Consider the following 18695-nt stretch of genomic DNA (forward strand, 5'->3'; position numbering starts at 1 on the left):
AATATAAACTAATTCACCCACCATTTACACTGACGCAGCATTTTTGCGACTAAGTTAGCTGCAAGCCTCACCTCGTCTGCGCATTACTGTGCTCACTTAAACGTACGACAAACAGCAAAAAGCCGCTTGATGACAAGCATCAAGCGGCTGTTCAAGTCAAAAATCAGCGACGAACGATGTTGATGGTTACAGATGAGCACCGGCCTGACGCGATGGACGCCGCTGGATCATATGGCTCAGCAACATCGCTGCTAATGAGACCACCAAAGCCGGTACAATTGGGTGGATCTGCCACATAAAGGGTGCGCTCCATTGCAGCAATAAATAACAACCTAAGCCCGAGACCATAGCCACCAGCGCGCTGCTGCCATTAATGCTTGGCCAAAAGACGCCAGCAATAATCGGCCATAAAAACACTGCCTGCAGGGCACCAAAGGCGGCTAAATTGATCCACACTATCATTTTGGGCGGCGACAGCGCCCAATAGGTGGCCACCAAGGTAATAAGGGTTATGGCGATGCGCGTCAAACGCACCTGCGCGCTTGAACTTAAACTGGGGTAGCGTTTAAGCGCACCATCACGAATCAGGCTCACCGCCGATTGCAATAGCATAGAGTCCACCGACGACATTACCGCCGCAATGGGGGCTGCCAGCAATACCCCAGCCCAAAACGGATGAAATAACCCAGCAATCAAGGTCGGCATAATGTCATCGGGTACTGATAAATCAGGGTAAAGCGCCCGTCCGAGTACACCGCACAAATGGGGCAATAGGGTCATCAAGAAACAGATCACCGTACCCCATATTATGCCTCGCTTCAATGACGCGCGATCTTTAACCGCCAATAACCTGACTAGGGTATGAGGTAATCCCATAGTGCCAAAACAGATCAACACCCAAAATGACAACATCATCGGCCAACCAAGAGCATCATTGACCCCGTGCGGAGTTAACATGGCCGGCGAATAATCACTAACCCGCTGCATCAGCTCAGGCAATGGCGCCTGTAACAATATCACCACCAACAGCAGTAACAATCCAGCTAACATGACCATGCCCTGCAGCGCATCGGTCATGACGACGGCACGAAAGCCGCCGGTTAAGGTATAGGCCAACACCGTGACCACAAATAGCCCTAAGCCCAGCTCATAACTGATGCCGCTAACACCTGCAAATAAGCGGGCGCCGCCAATAAATTGCACCGCGATCATTGCAATAAAGCCCGTCACCAGACTGAGTACCGCTATTCGGCTAAGCCAGGGACTGTGGTAGCGGCTATCGAGCCATTCGATTAAGGTAGCATGCTGCGCGGCGCGCTGGTGCAAAAACTTAGGGCCCAACACCCCTAAGGTTAAAATGGCGACAGGCACTTGAATTAATGCCAGCCATACCCAGCCTAAGCCCATTTTGTAAGCCGCCCCAGGGCCGCCAATAAATGAACTGGCACTGGTGTAGGTTGCCACGAGTGTGAGCGCCAGCAAGGGACCATTCAAAAAGGCGCCACCAATAAAAAACCGTTTTGCTTTATCTTGATAAAGCTCACCATTGGTTTGATTTTGCCTATGGCTCCACCAACGAGTGATCACTAGGCTCAGTAATAAGTAGCCTAATACTGGCAGTAGATTAATCATCAGCAACCACACTCATCACTAACACCAGTACCAAAATCAACAGCAGAGGCGCAGCAATACAGGAAAACCAAAACCACAAGGGTAACCCTACCCATGTACCAGCATCTTTTAATAATAAGGGGCCAGCGCACCATAACAGCAGATAGCCAAGGGTTAATGCCAATGCCATTTTCGACAATGAAACCATAAGGAGTACACGAGAAATAAACCAAGTGCCCGATTCTAGACAAAACCAATAACATGGGCTAGCCCTAATCATCAACGCCGCGGGGAGGATGGCAAAATTTCACGCTACAATGGACTCACATCAGCCGCGAGCGCCCTAGTCTGATGTTTTATCCTCTCGATAAGCGGTGAGTAAGGTGGCCTTTTTAGCCATTGAGACAGGGCTCACCTGCTATAAGTGCTGCTAACAAGTGCGTTAACGCACAGTCCCGCCAAAAAAGTGAAGCGCATCTAGGTCTGCTCAAATAGATCAACAACTTACTTGTATCCCTTGCCTGACGCTCCTACAATCACAGGCAAGCAACCATCAATAAAATTGATACTTTAAATTCATTATTTTTTCCGTTAGGAGACCTGCTAGCCGTGATGAAGTATTCACTCAAACAAATCATGGTTTTTGATGCCGTTGCCAGCTTAGAAAGTGTCAGCGCCGCCGCAAGAAAACTGTCGATGACTCAATCAGCCGTCAGTATGTCACTGGGACAATTAGAAAATCTTTTGGGTCGGCCACTGTTTATTCGACAAGGTAACCGACTCACGCTTAGTCACTGGGGCAACTGGTTACGCCCTAGAGCGAGAAGACTGCTACAAGATGCGCAGCAAATCGAATTAGGCCTTCATGAACAACACCTTATTAGCGGGCGCTTCCGATTATGCTCTAGCCAGACCGCGGCGGAGCATCTTTTACCCGAGCTTATCAGTAAAATCGATACTGATTTCCCCGAGCTGAGGATCGAACTTACCGTTGAAAATACTGACAATGTGACCGATGGTCTGCTCAATTATGAGTATGACTTCGGCATTATTGAAGGGCGTAATGACGATGCACGGTTATATCAAGAACAATGGCTGGACGATCATTTAGTGGTGGTAGCGTCTCCGCATCACCCTTATGCCAGTAATAAAACCACCAGCCTATCGCAATTAGAGCAGGCGAAGTGGGTGTTGCGTGAACAAGGCGCTGGTACACGGCGTATTTTTGAAGGCGCGATACACGGAATAATTGAGAAATTAAATGTATGGAAGGAGTATGAGCATGTCTCGTTACTTAAAGCACTGGTAAAAAATGGGACTTACTTAAGTAGCTTACCCTTTTTAGATGTTGAGAAAGAGGTTGCCGCTGGCGAGTTGGTGATCCTCTCAACGCCGCAGCTCAATATGCAACGCCACCTCTCTTTTATATGGCGCAGTGACTCTGGTGACAACCCATTAAGAGACTGCGTGATAACCGAAGCGCGGCGACTGAGTAAACACCGCCAGCGCAGCAAGAAAACTTAAATAATACCCAGATATAAGCAAATGGGGCGTTCAGCCCCATTGCTTAGCGATTAATGATGATTGACTAGCGATACCCTAATTGACAGCTCATTGCTCACGCATAGACTGCACATACTTTCGCTGCCAGCGCTTCACGACTAATCACGCCGAGCAGTTGACCCGCTTCCACCACAGGAAAACAACTGGGTTTATTGGCGTATGCATGCCTTAAACGCTCCTCATAACTGGCAAACGTACTACCGGTGAGTACCCCCATTTGGCTGACTGGGAATAATTTATTTCTGTCGACTACCATAAGTTCAATCACATCAGCGACGGCATCATTAGGGGCTACGGTTAGCACTTGGGTTTGCATCAAGTCAGCCACTTTATAGGGAATGCCGCGCACATATTCTTCTGACCATAGGCTACGCAATAAATCTTGCTGTGAAATAAACCCCAGTAACCTTTGCTGCTCATCAATAACCGGTGCGCCCCGTTCATTGGCATCACATAAGCGCTTAAGGCCTTCATAGACTGATAACTCAGGTGTTAAGGTAAAAGGCGTGGTGTTCATAATATCGCTAATATTAAGTTTTTGAATTGATTTAGGCATTGATAACTCTCCAGAAGAAGCTACTGATAACGGATTTGTTTGAATATAAGCATCATGGCTCGCCGATTGGTGAACTGATTCAGTCAAGGAAGATGGCGCTTGCGTAACTGATTTTTGAGCGGCTAAAGGGGTAATACACTCGGCCAGTGGTGGCGGTGCAATATGCAGTACAGTGGCAACTTGAAGCTGTTTCTCAATCAGCCAGTAGCCTAAACCCACCAATAATCCGCCGCCGACTATGTTGCCAAGCGTCACGGGGATCAGGTTATGTAAGATAAAGTGGGCAATGGTTAAATCGCTATACTGCGTCGCACTGATCCCGGCGCTAGCAAAAAAGCTCGCATCGGCAAAATGGGCAATAGCAATTCCAAGGGGCACCATAAACAGATTGGCGATGCTGTGTTCAAAGCCACTGCTGACAAACATGGCCACCGGCAACATTAATAAAATGGCTTTAGTCAGTGCATCTTTGCTGGCGAAGGTCATCCATACACCAAGGCAAACCAACATGTTACACAACACCCCCAGCACAAAGGCTTGCCCCCAACCATAATGCAATTTGTGCTGCGCAATATTGAGTGCGTTCACGCCCCATAAGCCGCCATCGAGTTGATGCATGCCACCAGCAAATACCAGCCCTAGCATCAAGAGGGCGCCCAATACATTGCCAACATAAACTCGCAGCCAACAGATAAGTAGCGCTTTGGTGCTTACCAGTTTTTGTGCCCACGCCACGGTGCTGAGTACGGTACTGGTAAACAGCTCACCGCCACAGATCACCACCAACATTAAGCCCAAGCTGAAGGCTAACCCGCCCGCAAGCCTAACTAGGCCCCACGAACCGCTAGCCCCGGTTGTCACCGTGATATAAAACACAAAGGCTAATGCAATAAAAGCTCCAGCGAAGGCTGCTAAGCCGATGGACTGGCCGTGAGATTTATTGACTTTTGACAACCCATAATGCTCGGCATCTAAATACATACTCATCGAGCCACTGGGTGCCTCTGCGCTGGAGTGTTGAGCCAAGTGGGGCTGCTCTTGTTGGCTATTCATCGAAGAAGGTGACATCACTGCCCCTCCTTCATACCAAAATATCGAGGCTGATATCTGGCGCATTTACTTAATAACATTCTGTACTCCATCATAAATTAAGTAAGAGGTTCATTAGATATGGATAAGCTAGCCTTAAATTAAGCAGAAGAAAATCTGATAATAATGAACGTTAGTATCAATATAAATGATGTAAATCCCCTACAAATAACTCAGTGGTACACAAGCCGCAAAATAGTGGTTAACCGACTGTATTAATTAGATTAGTTACATAAAAACAACAGAGGTAATAGGCAGAAGACGCCAATGAAAGATGAAGTGCTCAAAGACAGATAACCAAAGCTTAATTCTGTCTATTGCTGGCTCGTCCTAACCGCATAAAGCGTGACCCGACCCTCACTAAACCAATCTTTGCGCCATACAAGCACATCAAATCACGCCGCAAAGAGAGGCAGGTCAAGCAAACTCAAAACCAGCGAGGCGCTTCACAAAACTCCTGGTTAATGAGAGCCAAGCAGCAGCGCAATATGCGTGCCTAATTAGAAAAAATCGGCTACTTCGTGGTGTAAGTTGTTAAGTTGCTCCCAATTCATCTAATCTTTAGTTTCAACTTTATTGATACTTAATGTCAGCCTTATTTGGCTGTGTTAAGATTTTTAAGGTAAATTGGTCAGACCAATTTTAGGCAAGTAAGGGACGCATCTGCTCACTCTAAAATGGAGCGTTTTCATTTCATTTACAGTAGCGGCCAAGTTAATCGAGTATCACAGACGGCATAAATGCCTGCACCACTTGACTAACTTATTAGGGATTCAGTTGCAGCCATCATCAATTTTGATGAATCACTATGTTCTTTTCGGAGAATGAGAAATTATGTCAGAAACCGTCAAACACGAAGAAATGGAAGCCTCAGAGCAGTCTTACAAAGCGCTTCATCGTCCCGCGTCTGAGTTTAATACTCGTGAAGAATACTTAGATCATGAATTACAAATCATGAAACCAAGGCGTTGGGGACTTAACTTACCAGGTCGAGATTTTCGCTTTGAATGGGAAGACCTTGTTCCCGCCATCGCTGGTACTATCGGCATTACCGTTATGTACTCTGCGGTAATGGCAGCTTGGGCCGCTGGCCTGACCGAAAAATGGGAACACGTTAATTTAGGTGCCGAGTTTGCCATTCAAGTTGTTCGAGTAGAAATGCTCATCCCCGCGTTACTCTTCTGTATTATCAGTTCCGGTTTTATCAATCCTCGCGCCAACCTTGGCGGTAACCATGGTCCGATGATCCCACTAATTGGCGCTATTGCCTTAGCAGGAGCTCATCCCCTTGCGCTGGCTATTTTGCTTGGGATCTTTGGTCTTATCCTCAGTTACTTTAAGGGCGGATCACGGTTGGTTAACCTCACCTCCAGTGGGGTGGCCGGTGGCTTATTGGTGTTCCTCGGATTTATGGGCGCCAAGAGTCAAATTAGCTCATTGTTCGATTGGGCCGGCGGTTTACAATCCAAGCATGCGCTCGATTACAGCTTAGGCTATGTGGCCTTCTTTATTTTGCTGGTGAATGTGATCTTATATGCCTATCTCGCTAAAGTAGGTAAACGATGGCTGGCTATTCCACTGTGCTCAATTGCCGCGATTGCTCTAGCATTCGGGCTGGGAGCAGGGCTAGATCTGCAGTTTGTCACTGAACCTGGCATCCCTAACTTGAACCCGGCTTACTGGTGGGGTTCAACCGAATACGGTTGGCAACTAGGCTTGCCGAATGCGGCGCATTTTATCGCCTCACTGCCCTTTGCGATTCTCGCTGTTGCCATGTGGTCGCCAGACTTCTTAGGTCACCGTATTTTCCAAGAACTTAATTACCCTAAAGGTACTGAAAAGGTACTCATGGATGTTGATGACACCATGACCACCTGCTCTTTACGTCAAATTGTGGGGACAGCTGTGGGCGGCGGTAACATCACCTCATCATGGGGCACTTACATGATCCCCGCAGCCATTGCTAAACGCCCTATTCCTGCTGGAGCCATTTTACTGGGCACACTTTGTATCATAGTGGCAGTTCTGGGCTATCCAATGGATGTAACGGTATGGCGCCCGGTGATGTCAATTGCGTTACTTGTGGGCGTATTTTTACCACTACTCGAAGCGGGTATGCAGATGGTAAAAGACACCCAAAGTAGCCAAGCGGCCGGGATCTGTATTTTTGCATCGTTTGTGGCCAACCCCGTGCTTGCATGGGCATTGACCATGTTCTTAGACAACAATGGCCTGATTGGTGACAAAGAGCGCGCTAAAACATTAAGCGTTGCCGACCGATTAATTATCCCAGGACTGGCGTTTGTTATCTGCCTTGCGGCAATGCTGGCAGTAGGCATGATCCAAGGGATCCCAGCCCTACTTTAAGACTGCGTCACAAAGTGGGTGATAACGCCCTCTTTGTGACTTCTCTTCTATACTTATGATGGTTTAACGCTCTCTCATTTCTGGTCGTCATTATCACAGTCAAAACCGCAATCTCATACGCTAGCGGGATTGTTATTGGCTAATGGTGACGCTAATTTAAGTCTAAATAACCGACTTTGAGATGAGATGCAATTAGACAATGCAGGTAAAAATGATAGGTCGGTAACAGTTTTGCCTTTATCTCTAGCGAATCTAATGCAGCTAGTAGGTGGATATGCTAATATCTATCAGGTAAATTGGTCTTACCAATTTAATGATCGCCGATAAAACTGTATCGCGTCATCTTATCGGCCATCTAAAGTATAGAATTTAATCGACTCGTTAACACGAATCGATAATCAGTTCCCATCATCAGGGCTACACATTGAGGGGAGCTGTTAAGACTTAGCTATTGGTGTATCGCAATCTTTGTAATCAAAGTTAACCCGCTACCCAATAACCTTTATCTCAATACAAAAGGTATTAGTACGATGACCGAAAAAACTGAGCTGTTCACCAAAGCGTGGGAAGGTTTTACTCCTGGTGATTGGAAGTCTGCAGTAAATGTACGTGACTTTATTCAAGCGAACTACACCCCATATGAAGGCGATGAGTCATTCCTAGCTGGCCCAACCGAGGCGACCCTAAAATTATGGGACAAGGTCATGGAAGGCATTAAGCTAGAAAACCGCACCCATGCCCCTGTTGATTTTGATACCGATAAGGTATCAACTATCACCTCTCACGAAGCGGGTTATATCACTAAAGAATTAGAAACCATCGTTGGCCTACAGACTGAAGCGCCTCTTAAGCGCGCTATGTTGCCAAACGGCGGTATCCGTATGGTAGAAAGCTCTTGCGCTGCCTACGGTCGTGAATTAGATCCAAACATCAAATATATCTATTCAGAGCTACGTAAAACTCATAACCAAGGTGTATTCGACATCTACACCCCAGAGATCATGCGCTGTCGTAAGTCTGGGATCCTTACCGGATTACCCGATGCCTATGGCCGTGGTCGTATTATCGGTGACTACCGTCGTATCGCGCTCTACGGTATCGACTATCTGATGCAAGACAAGTTTGCCCAATTTAGCTCGCTACAAGAAAAATTTGAAGCCGGTGAAGACTTGACTGCCACAATGCAACTGCGCGAAGAGATTGCAGAGCAGCATAAAGCCCTTGGCCAGATGAAGCAGATGGCAGCTAGCTATGGTTTTGATATTTCACGCCCTGCAACCAACGCCAAAGAAGCGATTCAATGGACATACTTTGGTTACCTTGCGGCAGTGAAAAGCCAAAACGGTGCTGCTATGTCACTGGGTCGTACTTCGACCTTCCTTGATATTTATATCGAGCGAGACCTTAAAAATGGCCTGATCACCGAAGAACAAGCGCAAGAAATGGTTGACCATTTCGTGATGAAACTGCGTATGGTTCGCTTCTTACGCACCCCAGAATACGATGAGCTATTCTCTGGCGATCCAATCTGGGCGACCGAGTCTATCGCTGGTATGGGACTAGACGGCCGCACTTTGGTGACCAAATCAAGCTTCCGTTTCTTACATACGTTATACAACATGGGCCCAAGCCCAGAGCCAAATATCACTGTGCTTTGGTCAGAAAAACTGCCTCTGACCTTTAAAAAGTACTGTGCTAAGGTGTCGATCGATACTAGCTCTATTCAGTATGAAAACGATGATCTGATGCGTCCAGACTTCCAGTCTGATGATTACGCTATTGCTTGTTGTGTTAGCCCTATGGTTGTGGGTAAACACATGCAGTTCTTCGGCGCACGTGCCAACCTAGCTAAAACCATGCTTTACGCTATCAACGGCGGTATGGATGAAAAACTCAAGACCCAAATCGGTCCTAAGTTTGAGCCTATTACTGACGAAGTGCTTGAGTTTGATGACGTGATGGGACGTTTAGATGTCATGATGGATTGGTTGGCTAAGCAATATGTATCAGCGCTTAATGCCATTCACTTTATGCACGATAAGTACTCTTATGAAGCGGCCCTAATGGCACTACATGACAGAGATGTTCGTCGCACTATGGCGTGTGGTATCGCGGGCCTTTCTATCGCAGCCGATTCATTGTCAGCTATCAAATTTGCCAAAGTGAAGCCTATTCGTGACGAGCACGGCATTGCAATCGATTTCGACATTGAAGGCGATTACCCTAAATTTGGTAACAATGATGCACGCGTTGATGACTTAGCTACTGAACTGGTTGAGCGCTTCATGGCGAAAATCCGTGACATGAAAATGTACCGCGATGCGATTCCAACACAGTCAATTCTCACCATCACCTCAAACGTGGTTTATGGTAAGAAAACAGGCACGACACCCGATGGCCGTCAAGCAGGTGCGCCGTTTGCACCAGGTGCAAACCCAATGCATGGCCGTGACGAGAAAGGCGCTGTCGCTTCATTAACCTCGGTGGCTAAACTGCCCTTTGCTCACGCTCAAGACGGTATCTCTTATACCTTCTCTATCGTGCCAAATGCACTAGGTAAAGATGATGATGGTCGCCGCACTAACCTAGCTGCGCTGATGGATGGCTATTTTGCCCATAACGATTCTCGTGAAGGTGGTCAGCACCTCAACGTGAACGTAATGAACCGCGAAATGCTGGAAGATGCCATCGTTAATCCTGATAAGTACCCACAGCTAACTATCCGTGTTTCTGGTTACGCTGTGCGCTTTAATGCCCTAACGCCAGAGCAGCAACAGGACGTTATTACACGTACTTTCACTAAAGGGATGTAAAACTAGGCAATCCCTAGTATTAACGGTGGATTTTTGGTGAATTTAAGATAGGCTGTGCGGCTAATTTAGCACAGCCTACTTTACTTAGGAGTCGTAATGACAGTAAAAGGCCGGATTCATTCGCTAGAATCCTTTGGTACAGTTGATGGTCCAGGCATAAGGTTTATTGCCTTTATGCAGGGCTGTTTAATGCGCTGCCAATACTGCCATAACCGTGATACGTGGGATCTGAATGGTGGTCGTGAAGTCGAGGTCGATGAGCTAATGGAACAGATCATTAGCTATCGCCCGTTTCTCGAATCGAGCGGTGGTGGGGTAACCGCCAGCGGTGGTGAAGCCATACTGCAAGCCGAGTTTGTTGCCGCCCTCTTCCATGCCTGTAAAACCCAAGGTATCCACACCTGTTTGGACACAAACGGCTTTGTCCGTAAATACACCCCTGTTATTGACGAGCTGCTCGATAACACAGATTTAGTGCTACTGGATATCAAACATATTGATGATGCCAAGCACATCGAATTAACCCAAGTCAGTAATCATCGCACCCTGCAATTTGCGCAGTACCTTCAAAAACGCCAACAAAAAACATGGATACGCTATGTGGTTGTCGGTGGATTTACTGATGATATTGACTCAGCTAAAAGCCTCGCTGAGTTTATTAAACCCATGAGTAACGTTGAAAAGGTTGAGTTATTGCCCTATCACGAACTCGGTAAACACAAATGGGAAGCCTTAGGTGAAGAGTATCAACTGAGCCATATTTCGCCCCCGAGTCGCGACACAATGGAACAGATAAAACAGATTTTTTTAGATGCTGGGATCAATGCAGTTTATTAATCACTATAGATTTTCCCAGTAACTGTTATCGAGACGTTCAAAGGCCATTTTTAAAATCACCGCCATATCGAGATAACATGCTTTTGCCCCTAAAGGGGCACAAGCAACACCCATGCTTTGCAGTTTGATTGATAAATTATTACACCAATCGAGCAAGCTTAACGGTAACGGATGCGTGGCTCGCCAGCCGAGCCAAAATAAACCTTGGATAGGTAAACTGATAAAAAACAACGCAATGGTAATGGCTTGCGGTAAAAAAGCCCAACCATAGAGATAAAGTTGACTGCCAGCAGCAATAATGGCTAACAACGGCATCAAGCGTAACGCCAGTTGAGTCGCCCTGACAACGCGATACTCTGGGAAATAAAAACTAAGTTGTTTGACCATGGGCCACGTTTTCATATAACGACGACCGTCCCCTAAGGTCTTAAACACTTTTACTGTCAATGATGACACCTAAACTTTGAGACACTGCCTTTACCATAGCACAATCGGTTTAAGAGTCCCAAGTACTCACGACTGGCTTAAGGTAGTTTATCAGCCCCATTAATGGGCAAAACACGTGGTTTGCACTACATATTAATGCAGCCATTACATTTTGGTGAACGCACCCGATTCATCTACTTTGCAAAAGGTTTTAAACATGTCAAATAAACTGGTATTGGTACTTAACTGCGGCAGTTCTTCATTGAAGTTTGCTATTATTGATGCCCTCACAGGTGATGACCAGATCTCTGGCTTAGCAGAGTGCTTTGGTCTTGAAGACTCACGTATTAAGTGGAAGGTTAACGGCGCTAAATCTGAAGCCAAATTAGGCGCTTTTACCGCTCACCGTGAAGCAGTTGAGTTCATCGTAACCAAAATATTGGGTGAACATCCGCAAATTGCAGAAAAGATCCAAGCGATTGGTCACCGTATCGTTCATGGCGGCGAGAAATACACTCAGTCAGTCATTATTGATGAAACCGTGCTTAAGGGGGTTGAGGACAGCGCAGTATTTGCACCGCTGCACAACCCTGCTCACCTGATCGGTATTCGCGCTGCACAAGCATCTTTCCCTGAGCTACCACAAGTTGCTGTATTTGATACTGCTTTCCACCAAACCATGCCTGAACATGCATACATCTATGCACTGCCATATAAACTATACCGTGAGCACGGTATCCGTCGTTATGGCGCACATGGTACCAGTCACCTATTCGTTAGCCGTGAAGCGGCGAAAGCCTTAGGTACAGAACTGAGCGACACCAATGTTATCTGCGCCCACTTAGGCAACGGTGCATCTGTTACAGCGATTAAAGGCGGTAAGAGTGTTGATACCTCAATGGGCTTAACACCGCTTGAAGGCTTAGTGATGGGCACACGTTGTGGTGATATGGACCCTTCTATCGTATATCACCTAATTCATCAACTTGGCTACACTGCAGATGAAGTCAACAACTTGATGAACAAGCAAAGTGGCCTACTGGGCATTTCTGAACTGACCAATGACTGCCGTGGCATCGAAGAAGGTTATCAAAATGGCCATAAAGGCGCGACACTGGCATTGGAAATTTTCTGCTATCGTTTAGCCAAGTATATCGCCTCTTATACTGTGCCACTCGGCCGCCTAGACGCATTGGTCTTTACCGGCGGTATTGGTGAAAACTCCGATCTTATCCGTGAAAAAGTGCTTAACTTACTTTCTATCTTCAATTTCGAAGTGGATAAAGAACGTAACACCGCAGCACGTTTTGGCAACCAAGGTCGGATAACCACTGACAATAGCCCAATCGCCATGGTTATTCCAACCAATGAAGAGTGGGTTATCGCCGAAGACGCGGTATCACTGCTCAATAAATAATAGTGAGTCGGGATTAACCCGTCTCGCCTAAGCGTAAATTGACCTGCAAGTGTTAACTTGCAGGGTAACTAGAGGTATTTATGTCTCGTAATATCATGCTCATACCTAACGGCACTGGTGTAGGCTTAACGTCTATCAGTCTCGGTATGGTTCGTGCGTTAGAGCGCCACGGCGTCAAGGTGCGTTTTTTTAAGCCTATCGCTCAGCAGCGTCCAACCGATACAGGCCCTGAACGTTCGACCACTATTTTAAGTAAGTCGCCTACAGTAAACCCGCTTGAGCCGTTCGATATGGCTCACGCTGAAAACCTGATCCGCAACGATCAAACCGATGTGTTAATGGAACAGATCATTGCGCGTGCTACTGAATGTGCCGATGCCAGTGAAACATTGATTGTCGAAGGTTTAGTGCAAACCCGAAACCATCCGTTCTCTGACGATATCAACTATCAGATTGCCAAAGCACTTGATGCGGATATTATTTTCGTCGCAGCGCCGGGAAATGAAACCCCAACGGCACTGATGAACCGCCTTGAAATTGCATTCAACGCTTGGGGCGGCATTAAAAACAAACGCATTATCGGCGCGATTATCAACAAGATCGGCGCACCTGTTGATGATGAAGGTCGTGCTCGCCCTGATCTGTCTGAAGTATTTGACCATCAAGATGTGCAGCGCCCCGATCCAGCAAGCATGTTCCAACTGCCAGGTAAGAGTAAACTGCGTATTCTAGGCAGCGTACCTTACAACTTAGATCTGGTCGCGCCACGGGCATCGGATCTGGCTAAGCACTTACGCGCGCGCATCATTAACGCTGGCGAAATGCATACCCGCCGCTTGCGCAAAGTAACCTTCTGCGCGCGCAGTATTCCTAACATGGTCACCCACATTAAAACCGACTCATTGTTAGTCACCTCGGGCGATCGCTCAGATGTGATTGTATCGGCTTGCCTAGCAGCAATGAACGGGGTCAAGGTTGGCGCACTGCTGCTCACGGGTAGCTATGAGCCAGAGCCTGAGATTATGGCATTGTGTGAGCAAGCCTTTGAAACGGGTTTGCCTGTGTTCCTTATCGACACTAACACATGGCAAACATCACTTAATATTCAACGTTTTGATCATGAAGTGCCTGTCGATGACGCCGTGCGTATCGAACAGGTACAAGAGTATGTGGCTAGCCATATCGACCAAAACTGGGTAGAGAGTGTGACCGAAAACTCACCTCGCGAACACAGACTCTCACCACCGGCTTTCCGTTACAAACTCACTGAAATGGCGCGTGCTGCGGCTAAAACCGTGGTATTACCCGAGGGCGACGAACCTAGAACCATCGAAGCGGCTGCCATTTGTGCACAGCGCGGTATCGCTCGTTGTGTACTACTAGGTAATCGCGAAGAGATCTTGCGTATCGCCAACCAACAAGGCGTTACACTGGGCGATGGCGTTGAAATTGTTGAGCCAGAATCCGTGCGCGAGCGTTATGTTGAGCCTATGCTCGATCTTCGTCGTCACAAGGGGCTGACTGAAGTCGTCGCGCGTGAACAGCTTGAAGACAACATGGTTCTTGGGACTATGATGTTAGCCCAAGGTGAAGTTGACGGTATCGTTTCGGGTGCCGTTAACACCACAGCAAACACTATTCGCCCACCGCTGCAGTTAATTAAAACCGCGCCGGGTTCAAGCTTAGTCTCTTCTATCTTCTTTATGTTGATGCCAGATCAAGTGCTGGTGTACGGTGACTGTGCGATTAATCCAGATCCAAATGCAGAGCAACTGGCCGATATCGCCATTCAGTCAGCGGAAAGCGCAGCAGCATTCGGTATTGAGCCTCGCGTGGCAATGATCAGCTACTCAACGGGTAGCTCGGGCACAGGATCTGATGTAGACAAAGTGCGTGAAGCAACACGTATCGCCAAAGAGAAGCGTCCCGATCTGATCATCGACGGACCACTGCAATATGACGCAGCAGTTATGCCTAATGTGGCCCGTTCTAAAGCACCAAACAGCCCTGTAGCTGGTCAAGCGACTGTATTTGTGTTCCCAGACCTAAATACCGGTAACACCACTTACAAAGCCGTACAGCGAAGTGCTGACTTGATTAGTATCGGTCCTATGCTGCAAGGTATGCGCAAGCCGGTTAACGACCTTTCACGTGGTGCATTAGTCGATGATATCGTCTACACCATCGCACTGACCGCGATTCAAGCTTCACAAAGTTAAGCCATGATCCCAAGGTAAGTCGTTACCCACAAAAAAGCCTGTCAATCGACAGGCTTTTTTATTATTGGAAATAAAAAAATATTAGAAAAGGACAAATAACTCAATCAAAATCACAATGCGTCAAAATTTAACCAATAGTTATTATCAATTAAGTTCAACGACTTAAAAGTTATGCATCTAGTCTTCAACATAGTTGTCCACAGATTCTGTGGATAACCGCAATAAGTTATTCATTAAGATATGCCTGATTGCTGCGCCATAGTCAAGCAATTTGTGGCAACAGGCCTTAAAATTGGTACCGCGGCAGGTTAACGTGTATTCTTATCGACTGTACACCTTGATGATGACACTTAACCTTGGTAGCTTTGCTCCCTTGTAGAGAAAACGACTGGTCAATTTATCGACATCCAAATCTGTTCGTAGATCTAACCTACACACAGGTAACGGCGAGTAGCTCTACCCCTTGCCAAGTCAATGCAGAGTCGCGATACTATTTAACAAACTTACCTATATAAACTTTATGAGAAACTTACTTTTTTTGGTGATGGTTTTACTTGCTGGTTGCAGTCAGGGTAGCGATCCGATGAAGGGAATACAAACCCCGGAGCAGGTGTCATTGGGATTTTTCAACGCCATCTATGTCGATAGGAATGTAGAACAAGCGCTGCAATATGTCGATGAGCCAATGCAGCAAGTCCTGCAGCATTACTATATCGCTTCAGCGGTACAACGCCATGTACTCAATCTATCAATGACAAATGTCACGCTAGAAATAGAAGAGATTGATATCGATTTTTTTCGTAAATTCACCAAAGACATTACGGTCATAGTGAAGTTCTTCGGCCAAAAAGACGGGCAGCAATGGATAGATGACCGTACTATTAGATTACATAAAATGGATAACCGCTGGGTAATAGTTGAGATATTACCTGAGAAAGGTAATTTAAATTAGGTTATTGATAAAAAGCAAAAAAATAGCAACCTGATGATTGCTATTTTTATCTGAAATCGGCCTTATGCACATTGTGGATAGGATAACGCTGACTCAGTTATGGCGTTAGCCATTAACATAATCCCTTATCCAAAAACGTTTCTTCATCCATTTCAACAGGCAGTGATTCCATCACTTCATCTTGAACTTGGTAATATGCGCTTTCGTAATCATATGCTTCCATAACGACTCCAGATAGTATTGTAGGATACAGGCATGCTTTATGAACGCATTTTGCCTTGGGTATTAATCTGCCTCTCAGCAAACTATGGCGTGCATACTAACATCAAAAAACGCCGACTTACAGAAAACTTTCAAAAGCGTTACCGCTTAAAGGTTAAAAAACCACTTCACACAGAAGATATCGACAAAACCTGAAAGACTTTCAGATTGACATACGTTTTTAGCCCACATAATAACTATATTTTTAGTCAAAAGCATAAGTGATATTGAGAGCAAGACTATGACGCTACGCCATAGTCTTGAATAAGTAAAATCTCCTATTCAATAATTATGTTAGGGCGCTATCCTTCTTATGCTGATAACGCAGCACTTTAAGGGCTTTATTGGGATCTTTATCGCAATACACTTCAGGGTTAGCCAACTGCTCAATAAACGCTAAGCTAGGACTATGTTCTGCCACCTGTTGCATCAAAAAATCGATATCCAGTTCAGGTGCATTTAGACACAGCAAAATATCTCCCTCTTCAGATAAGAGGCTGGGAAGACGCCTTAATAATCTGGCGTAGTCTTTTGTTGCAACAAAACTGCCACGCTGATTACTCGGCGGATCGGCAATAATCAGATCATAAGGCCCAAATTTAGTTAGTTTGCCCCATGATTTAAAAATGTCATGGCCTAAAAAGCGGGCGCCATGAGCAAAACCGTTACGCAGATGGTTTTGCTTACCAATACTCAACGCGCCCTTACTCATGTCGATATTAACCACTTCATCGGCACCACCTTGCAGTGCCATCACTGAAAAGCCACAGGTATAAGCGAATAGATTAAGTACTTTCCGCTGCTTAGCGTGTTGCTTCACCCAGGCCCTACCCGCTCGCATATCGAGAAATAAACCGTGATTCTGCCCTCTTAACAGGTGCACCTGAAACTGTGCCTCATTCTCAGTAACATAATGGGGTTCAGGGACTTCACCTTGAAGCAGTTGGGTTTCTGTCTGACCGCCACAACGGTGTTGAAATACCAAGTTAAGGGCCTCTTGCCCTTTAAGTTGGTGCCAGCGCTGAGAGATTGCCGTTGTTAATACCTTAATTTCCTCATCATCGATGGCCTTAAAACTGGTTAAAAGTAATACCGGAGGAAACCAATCTAAACATAGGTGCTCACACCCAGTAAACATACCACCACGGCCATGAAAAAGGCGCTCTGCATCATCACCAAAAGTAGCGTGTTGCAATGCTTGTACAAATAATTGCATTAAATTTTATAACCTATTAATTAAGCCTGACTATCATTGTCAGCCACTGATTCATCGGTAGCGATATCAGCGATATCAGCCACCTCATCGACCTTATCGGCCAATAATACAGCTAACCAGCCACCACTCTCACTCGACTCTAGGGCAATCTTGACAATCATCGTCAGCGGCACAGATAACAACATGCCAACCGAACCTAATAGCCATCCCCAAAAAATTAATGATAAAAAAACAACCAAGGTCGATAAGCCTAACCCTCGACCCATATATTTAGGTTCCACTACATTGCCCATCACCATATTGGTTGCTAAATAGAGCAATGCTGTTCCGCCAGCGGCGGCAGGTCCAACCTGAATAAACGCTAGCAATACAGCAGGAATAGCCGCGATAATCGAGCCAATATTGGGAATATAGTTAAACAGAAACGCCACCACCGCCCACAGTAATGCGTAATCCACGCCAATCACAGTCAAGCCTATGCCAACTATGATACCTGTCCCTAGGCTAACTAGGGTTTTAATCACCATATATTGATTGACTGAATGCAGAAATTTATCGATCTGCTTTAAGCGCATGTCAGGATCATCCAAGGCGAAGTGTAATTTTTTAGGTAAACTTTCCGCTTCAGACCACATAAAGACGACGGTTAGGATGATCAAAAACAGATTAGCCATCACCCCGCCCACACTAGACAACATATTGCTGGTCATTGACAGAGCGGCACCTGGATCAAAATAAGCCAAGATCTGCTCACGTGATAACTCAATATTTAACGTTTGTAATTTCGTCAAAATCCAGGCGAATTGTTCGACTAACTGGTCACGATATTGCGGTAACTGACGTGAAAACTCGTTGATAGAACTGCCTACTAGTGAAGCCATCCAAAGTCCCATCAGTACGATAAATACCATCATAAAGAAAATCGCAATCGCCCTAGGGATCTTAAGTCGGGTCATCCCATTAATTGCAGGATTACAGATAGCCGCAATAAAAGCCGATAATACAAATGGTACCACTATCGGGCTAGCCGCCTTCATACCAGCTAAAATCACCACTATAAAGGCCATAATGGCAAAACCTTTAAATGCGACGCCTTGGTTTTCAAATCGAGCCATCTACATAATATCCTTATAAATAAACTATAAAATGATAAAGTGTGAATTGTATTAAGATACCACCACACTGCAAATGGTCACCTAACGCTATCTTCATTTATCGACTAACACCACTTACTTCAAACCAAATCATTCAACCTTGGTTTCACCATAGTGAATTAAATTATCGCACTATGATTAAATAAATCATTACTTTGATTGCAACCAACACCTTAGCAGAAACTGTGGATCACCGCTTTAGCAAACAACATAA

The 18695-nt window shown here is 45.9% G+C and carries 13 protein-coding genes; 7 read left to right on the forward strand and 6 right to left on the reverse strand.

Annotated features, from left to right (window positions below; translation table 11 throughout):
- Positions 1–186: 186 nt before the first annotated feature.
- Complete coding sequence (panF, locus tag AC5YBZ_RS10545; protein WP_494542884.1) at positions 187–1632, reverse strand: sodium/pantothenate symporter; 1446 nt, start codon at positions 1630–1632, stop codon at positions 187–189.
- Positions 1625–1801: a DUF997 family protein gene (locus AC5YBZ_RS10550; RefSeq protein ID WP_494521494.1), complete on the reverse strand. Its 177-nt coding sequence runs from the start codon at positions 1799–1801 to the stop codon at positions 1625–1627. Before AC5YBZ_RS10550 ends, panF begins: the two co-directional genes overlap by 8 nt.
- Before the next feature lie 422 nt (positions 1802–2223).
- On the opposite strand from AC5YBZ_RS10550, the gene AC5YBZ_RS10555 reads away from it, so the two are divergent.
- Positions 2224–3135, forward strand: coding sequence for a LysR family transcriptional regulator (locus tag AC5YBZ_RS10555; protein ID WP_494543716.1), 912 nt, complete (start codon positions 2224–2226; stop codon positions 3133–3135).
- 94 nt (positions 3136–3229) lie between these two features.
- Here the strand turns inward: AC5YBZ_RS10555 and focA are convergent, their stop codons facing one another.
- Positions 3230–4798, reverse strand: a complete 1569-nt coding sequence (gene focA, locus AC5YBZ_RS10560) for a formate transporter FocA (protein WP_494521493.1) — start codon at positions 4796–4798, stop codon at positions 3230–3232.
- An 855-nt stretch (positions 4799–5653) separates the two neighbouring features.
- On the opposite strand from focA, the gene AC5YBZ_RS10565 reads away from it, so the two are divergent.
- From AC5YBZ_RS10565 to pflA, 3 genes are all read left to right on the forward strand, one after another.
- A complete protein-coding gene (locus AC5YBZ_RS10565) occupies positions 5654–7186 on the forward strand; it encodes a DUF3360 family protein (RefSeq protein ID WP_494521492.1) in 1533 nt (510 codons plus the stop codon).
- A gap of 530 nt (positions 7187–7716) precedes the next feature.
- Positions 7717–9999, forward strand: coding sequence for a formate C-acetyltransferase (gene pflB / locus AC5YBZ_RS10570; RefSeq protein WP_494521491.1), 2283 nt, complete (start codon positions 7717–7719; stop codon positions 9997–9999).
- A 96-nt stretch (positions 10000–10095) separates the two neighbouring features.
- Complete coding sequence (gene pflA, locus AC5YBZ_RS10575) at positions 10096–10836, forward strand: pyruvate formate lyase 1-activating protein (RefSeq protein ID WP_494542885.1); 741 nt, start codon at positions 10096–10098, stop codon at positions 10834–10836.
- A gap of 3 nt (positions 10837–10839) precedes the next feature.
- On the opposite strand, the gene yfbV is transcribed toward pflA, so the two are convergent.
- Positions 10840–11283 (reverse strand): terminus macrodomain insulation protein YfbV, encoded by a 444-nt coding sequence (yfbV, locus tag AC5YBZ_RS10580; protein WP_494521489.1) that lies wholly within the window; start codon positions 11281–11283, stop codon positions 10840–10842.
- Between the two features lie 196 nt (positions 11284–11479).
- On the opposite strand from yfbV, the gene ackA reads away from it, so the two are divergent.
- The 3 genes from ackA to AC5YBZ_RS10595 all read left to right on the forward strand — a co-directional run bounded on the left by ackA (position 11480) and on the right by AC5YBZ_RS10595 (position 15850).
- On the forward strand, positions 11480–12679 hold the full coding sequence (gene ackA / locus AC5YBZ_RS10585; RefSeq protein ID WP_494521488.1) for an acetate kinase: 1200 nt from the start codon (positions 11480–11482) through the stop codon (positions 12677–12679).
- Between the two features lie 80 nt (positions 12680–12759).
- The gene (gene pta, locus AC5YBZ_RS10590; protein WP_494523647.1) at positions 12760–14898 is read left to right on the forward strand and encodes a phosphate acetyltransferase; all 2139 of its coding nucleotides are present in this window, start codon (positions 12760–12762) and stop codon (positions 14896–14898) included.
- Positions 14899–15418: 520 nt separating this feature from the next.
- A complete protein-coding gene (locus tag AC5YBZ_RS10595; protein ID WP_494523648.1) occupies positions 15419–15850 on the forward strand; it encodes a nuclear transport factor 2 family protein in 432 nt (143 codons plus the stop codon).
- A gap of 550 nt (positions 15851–16400) precedes the next feature.
- Here the strand turns inward: AC5YBZ_RS10595 and AC5YBZ_RS10600 are convergent.
- Positions 16401–17327, reverse strand: coding sequence for a class I SAM-dependent methyltransferase (locus AC5YBZ_RS10600; RefSeq protein ID WP_494523649.1), 927 nt, complete (start codon positions 17325–17327; stop codon positions 16401–16403).
- A gap of 20 nt (positions 17328–17347) precedes the next feature.
- On the reverse strand, positions 17348–18442 hold the full coding sequence (locus AC5YBZ_RS10605) for an AI-2E family transporter (protein ID WP_494521484.1): 1095 nt from the start codon (positions 18440–18442) through the stop codon (positions 17348–17350).
- Positions 18443–18695: the final 253 nt, after the last annotated feature.

Source organism: Shewanella sp. 553, assembly GCF_059338375.1.

Bases quoted from the DNA above. Each gene is read 5' to 3' on its own strand.
- panF (WP_494542884.1), bottom strand. From the start codon at position 1,632: ATGATTAATCTACTGCCAGTATTAGGCTACTTATTACTGAGCCTAGTG.
- AC5YBZ_RS10550 (WP_494521494.1), bottom strand. From the start codon at position 1,801: ATGGCATTGGCATTAACCCTTGGCTATCTGCTGTTATGGTGCGCTGGC.
- AC5YBZ_RS10555 (WP_494543716.1), top strand. From the start codon at position 2,224: ATGAAGTATTCACTCAAACAAATCATGGTTTTTGATGCCGTTGCCAGC.
- focA (WP_494521493.1), bottom strand. From the start codon at position 4,798: ATGTCACCTTCTTCGATGAATAGCCAACAAGAGCAGCCCCACTTGGCT.
- AC5YBZ_RS10565 (WP_494521492.1), top strand. From the start codon at position 5,654: ATGTCAGAAACCGTCAAACACGAAGAAATGGAAGCCTCAGAGCAGTCT.
- pflB (WP_494521491.1), top strand. From the start codon at position 7,717: ATGACCGAAAAAACTGAGCTGTTCACCAAAGCGTGGGAAGGTTTTACT.
- pflA (WP_494542885.1), top strand. From the start codon at position 10,096: ATGACAGTAAAAGGCCGGATTCATTCGCTAGAATCCTTTGGTACAGTT.
- ackA (WP_494521488.1), top strand. From the start codon at position 11,480: ATGTCAAATAAACTGGTATTGGTACTTAACTGCGGCAGTTCTTCATTG.
- pta (WP_494523647.1), top strand. From the start codon at position 12,760: ATGTCTCGTAATATCATGCTCATACCTAACGGCACTGGTGTAGGCTTA.
- AC5YBZ_RS10595 (WP_494523648.1), top strand. From the start codon at position 15,419: ATGAGAAACTTACTTTTTTTGGTGATGGTTTTACTTGCTGGTTGCAGT.
- AC5YBZ_RS10600 (WP_494523649.1), bottom strand. From the start codon at position 17,327: ATGCAATTATTTGTACAAGCATTGCAACACGCTACTTTTGGTGATGAT.
- AC5YBZ_RS10605 (WP_494521484.1), bottom strand. From the start codon at position 18,442: ATGGCTCGATTTGAAAACCAAGGCGTCGCATTTAAAGGTTTTGCCATT.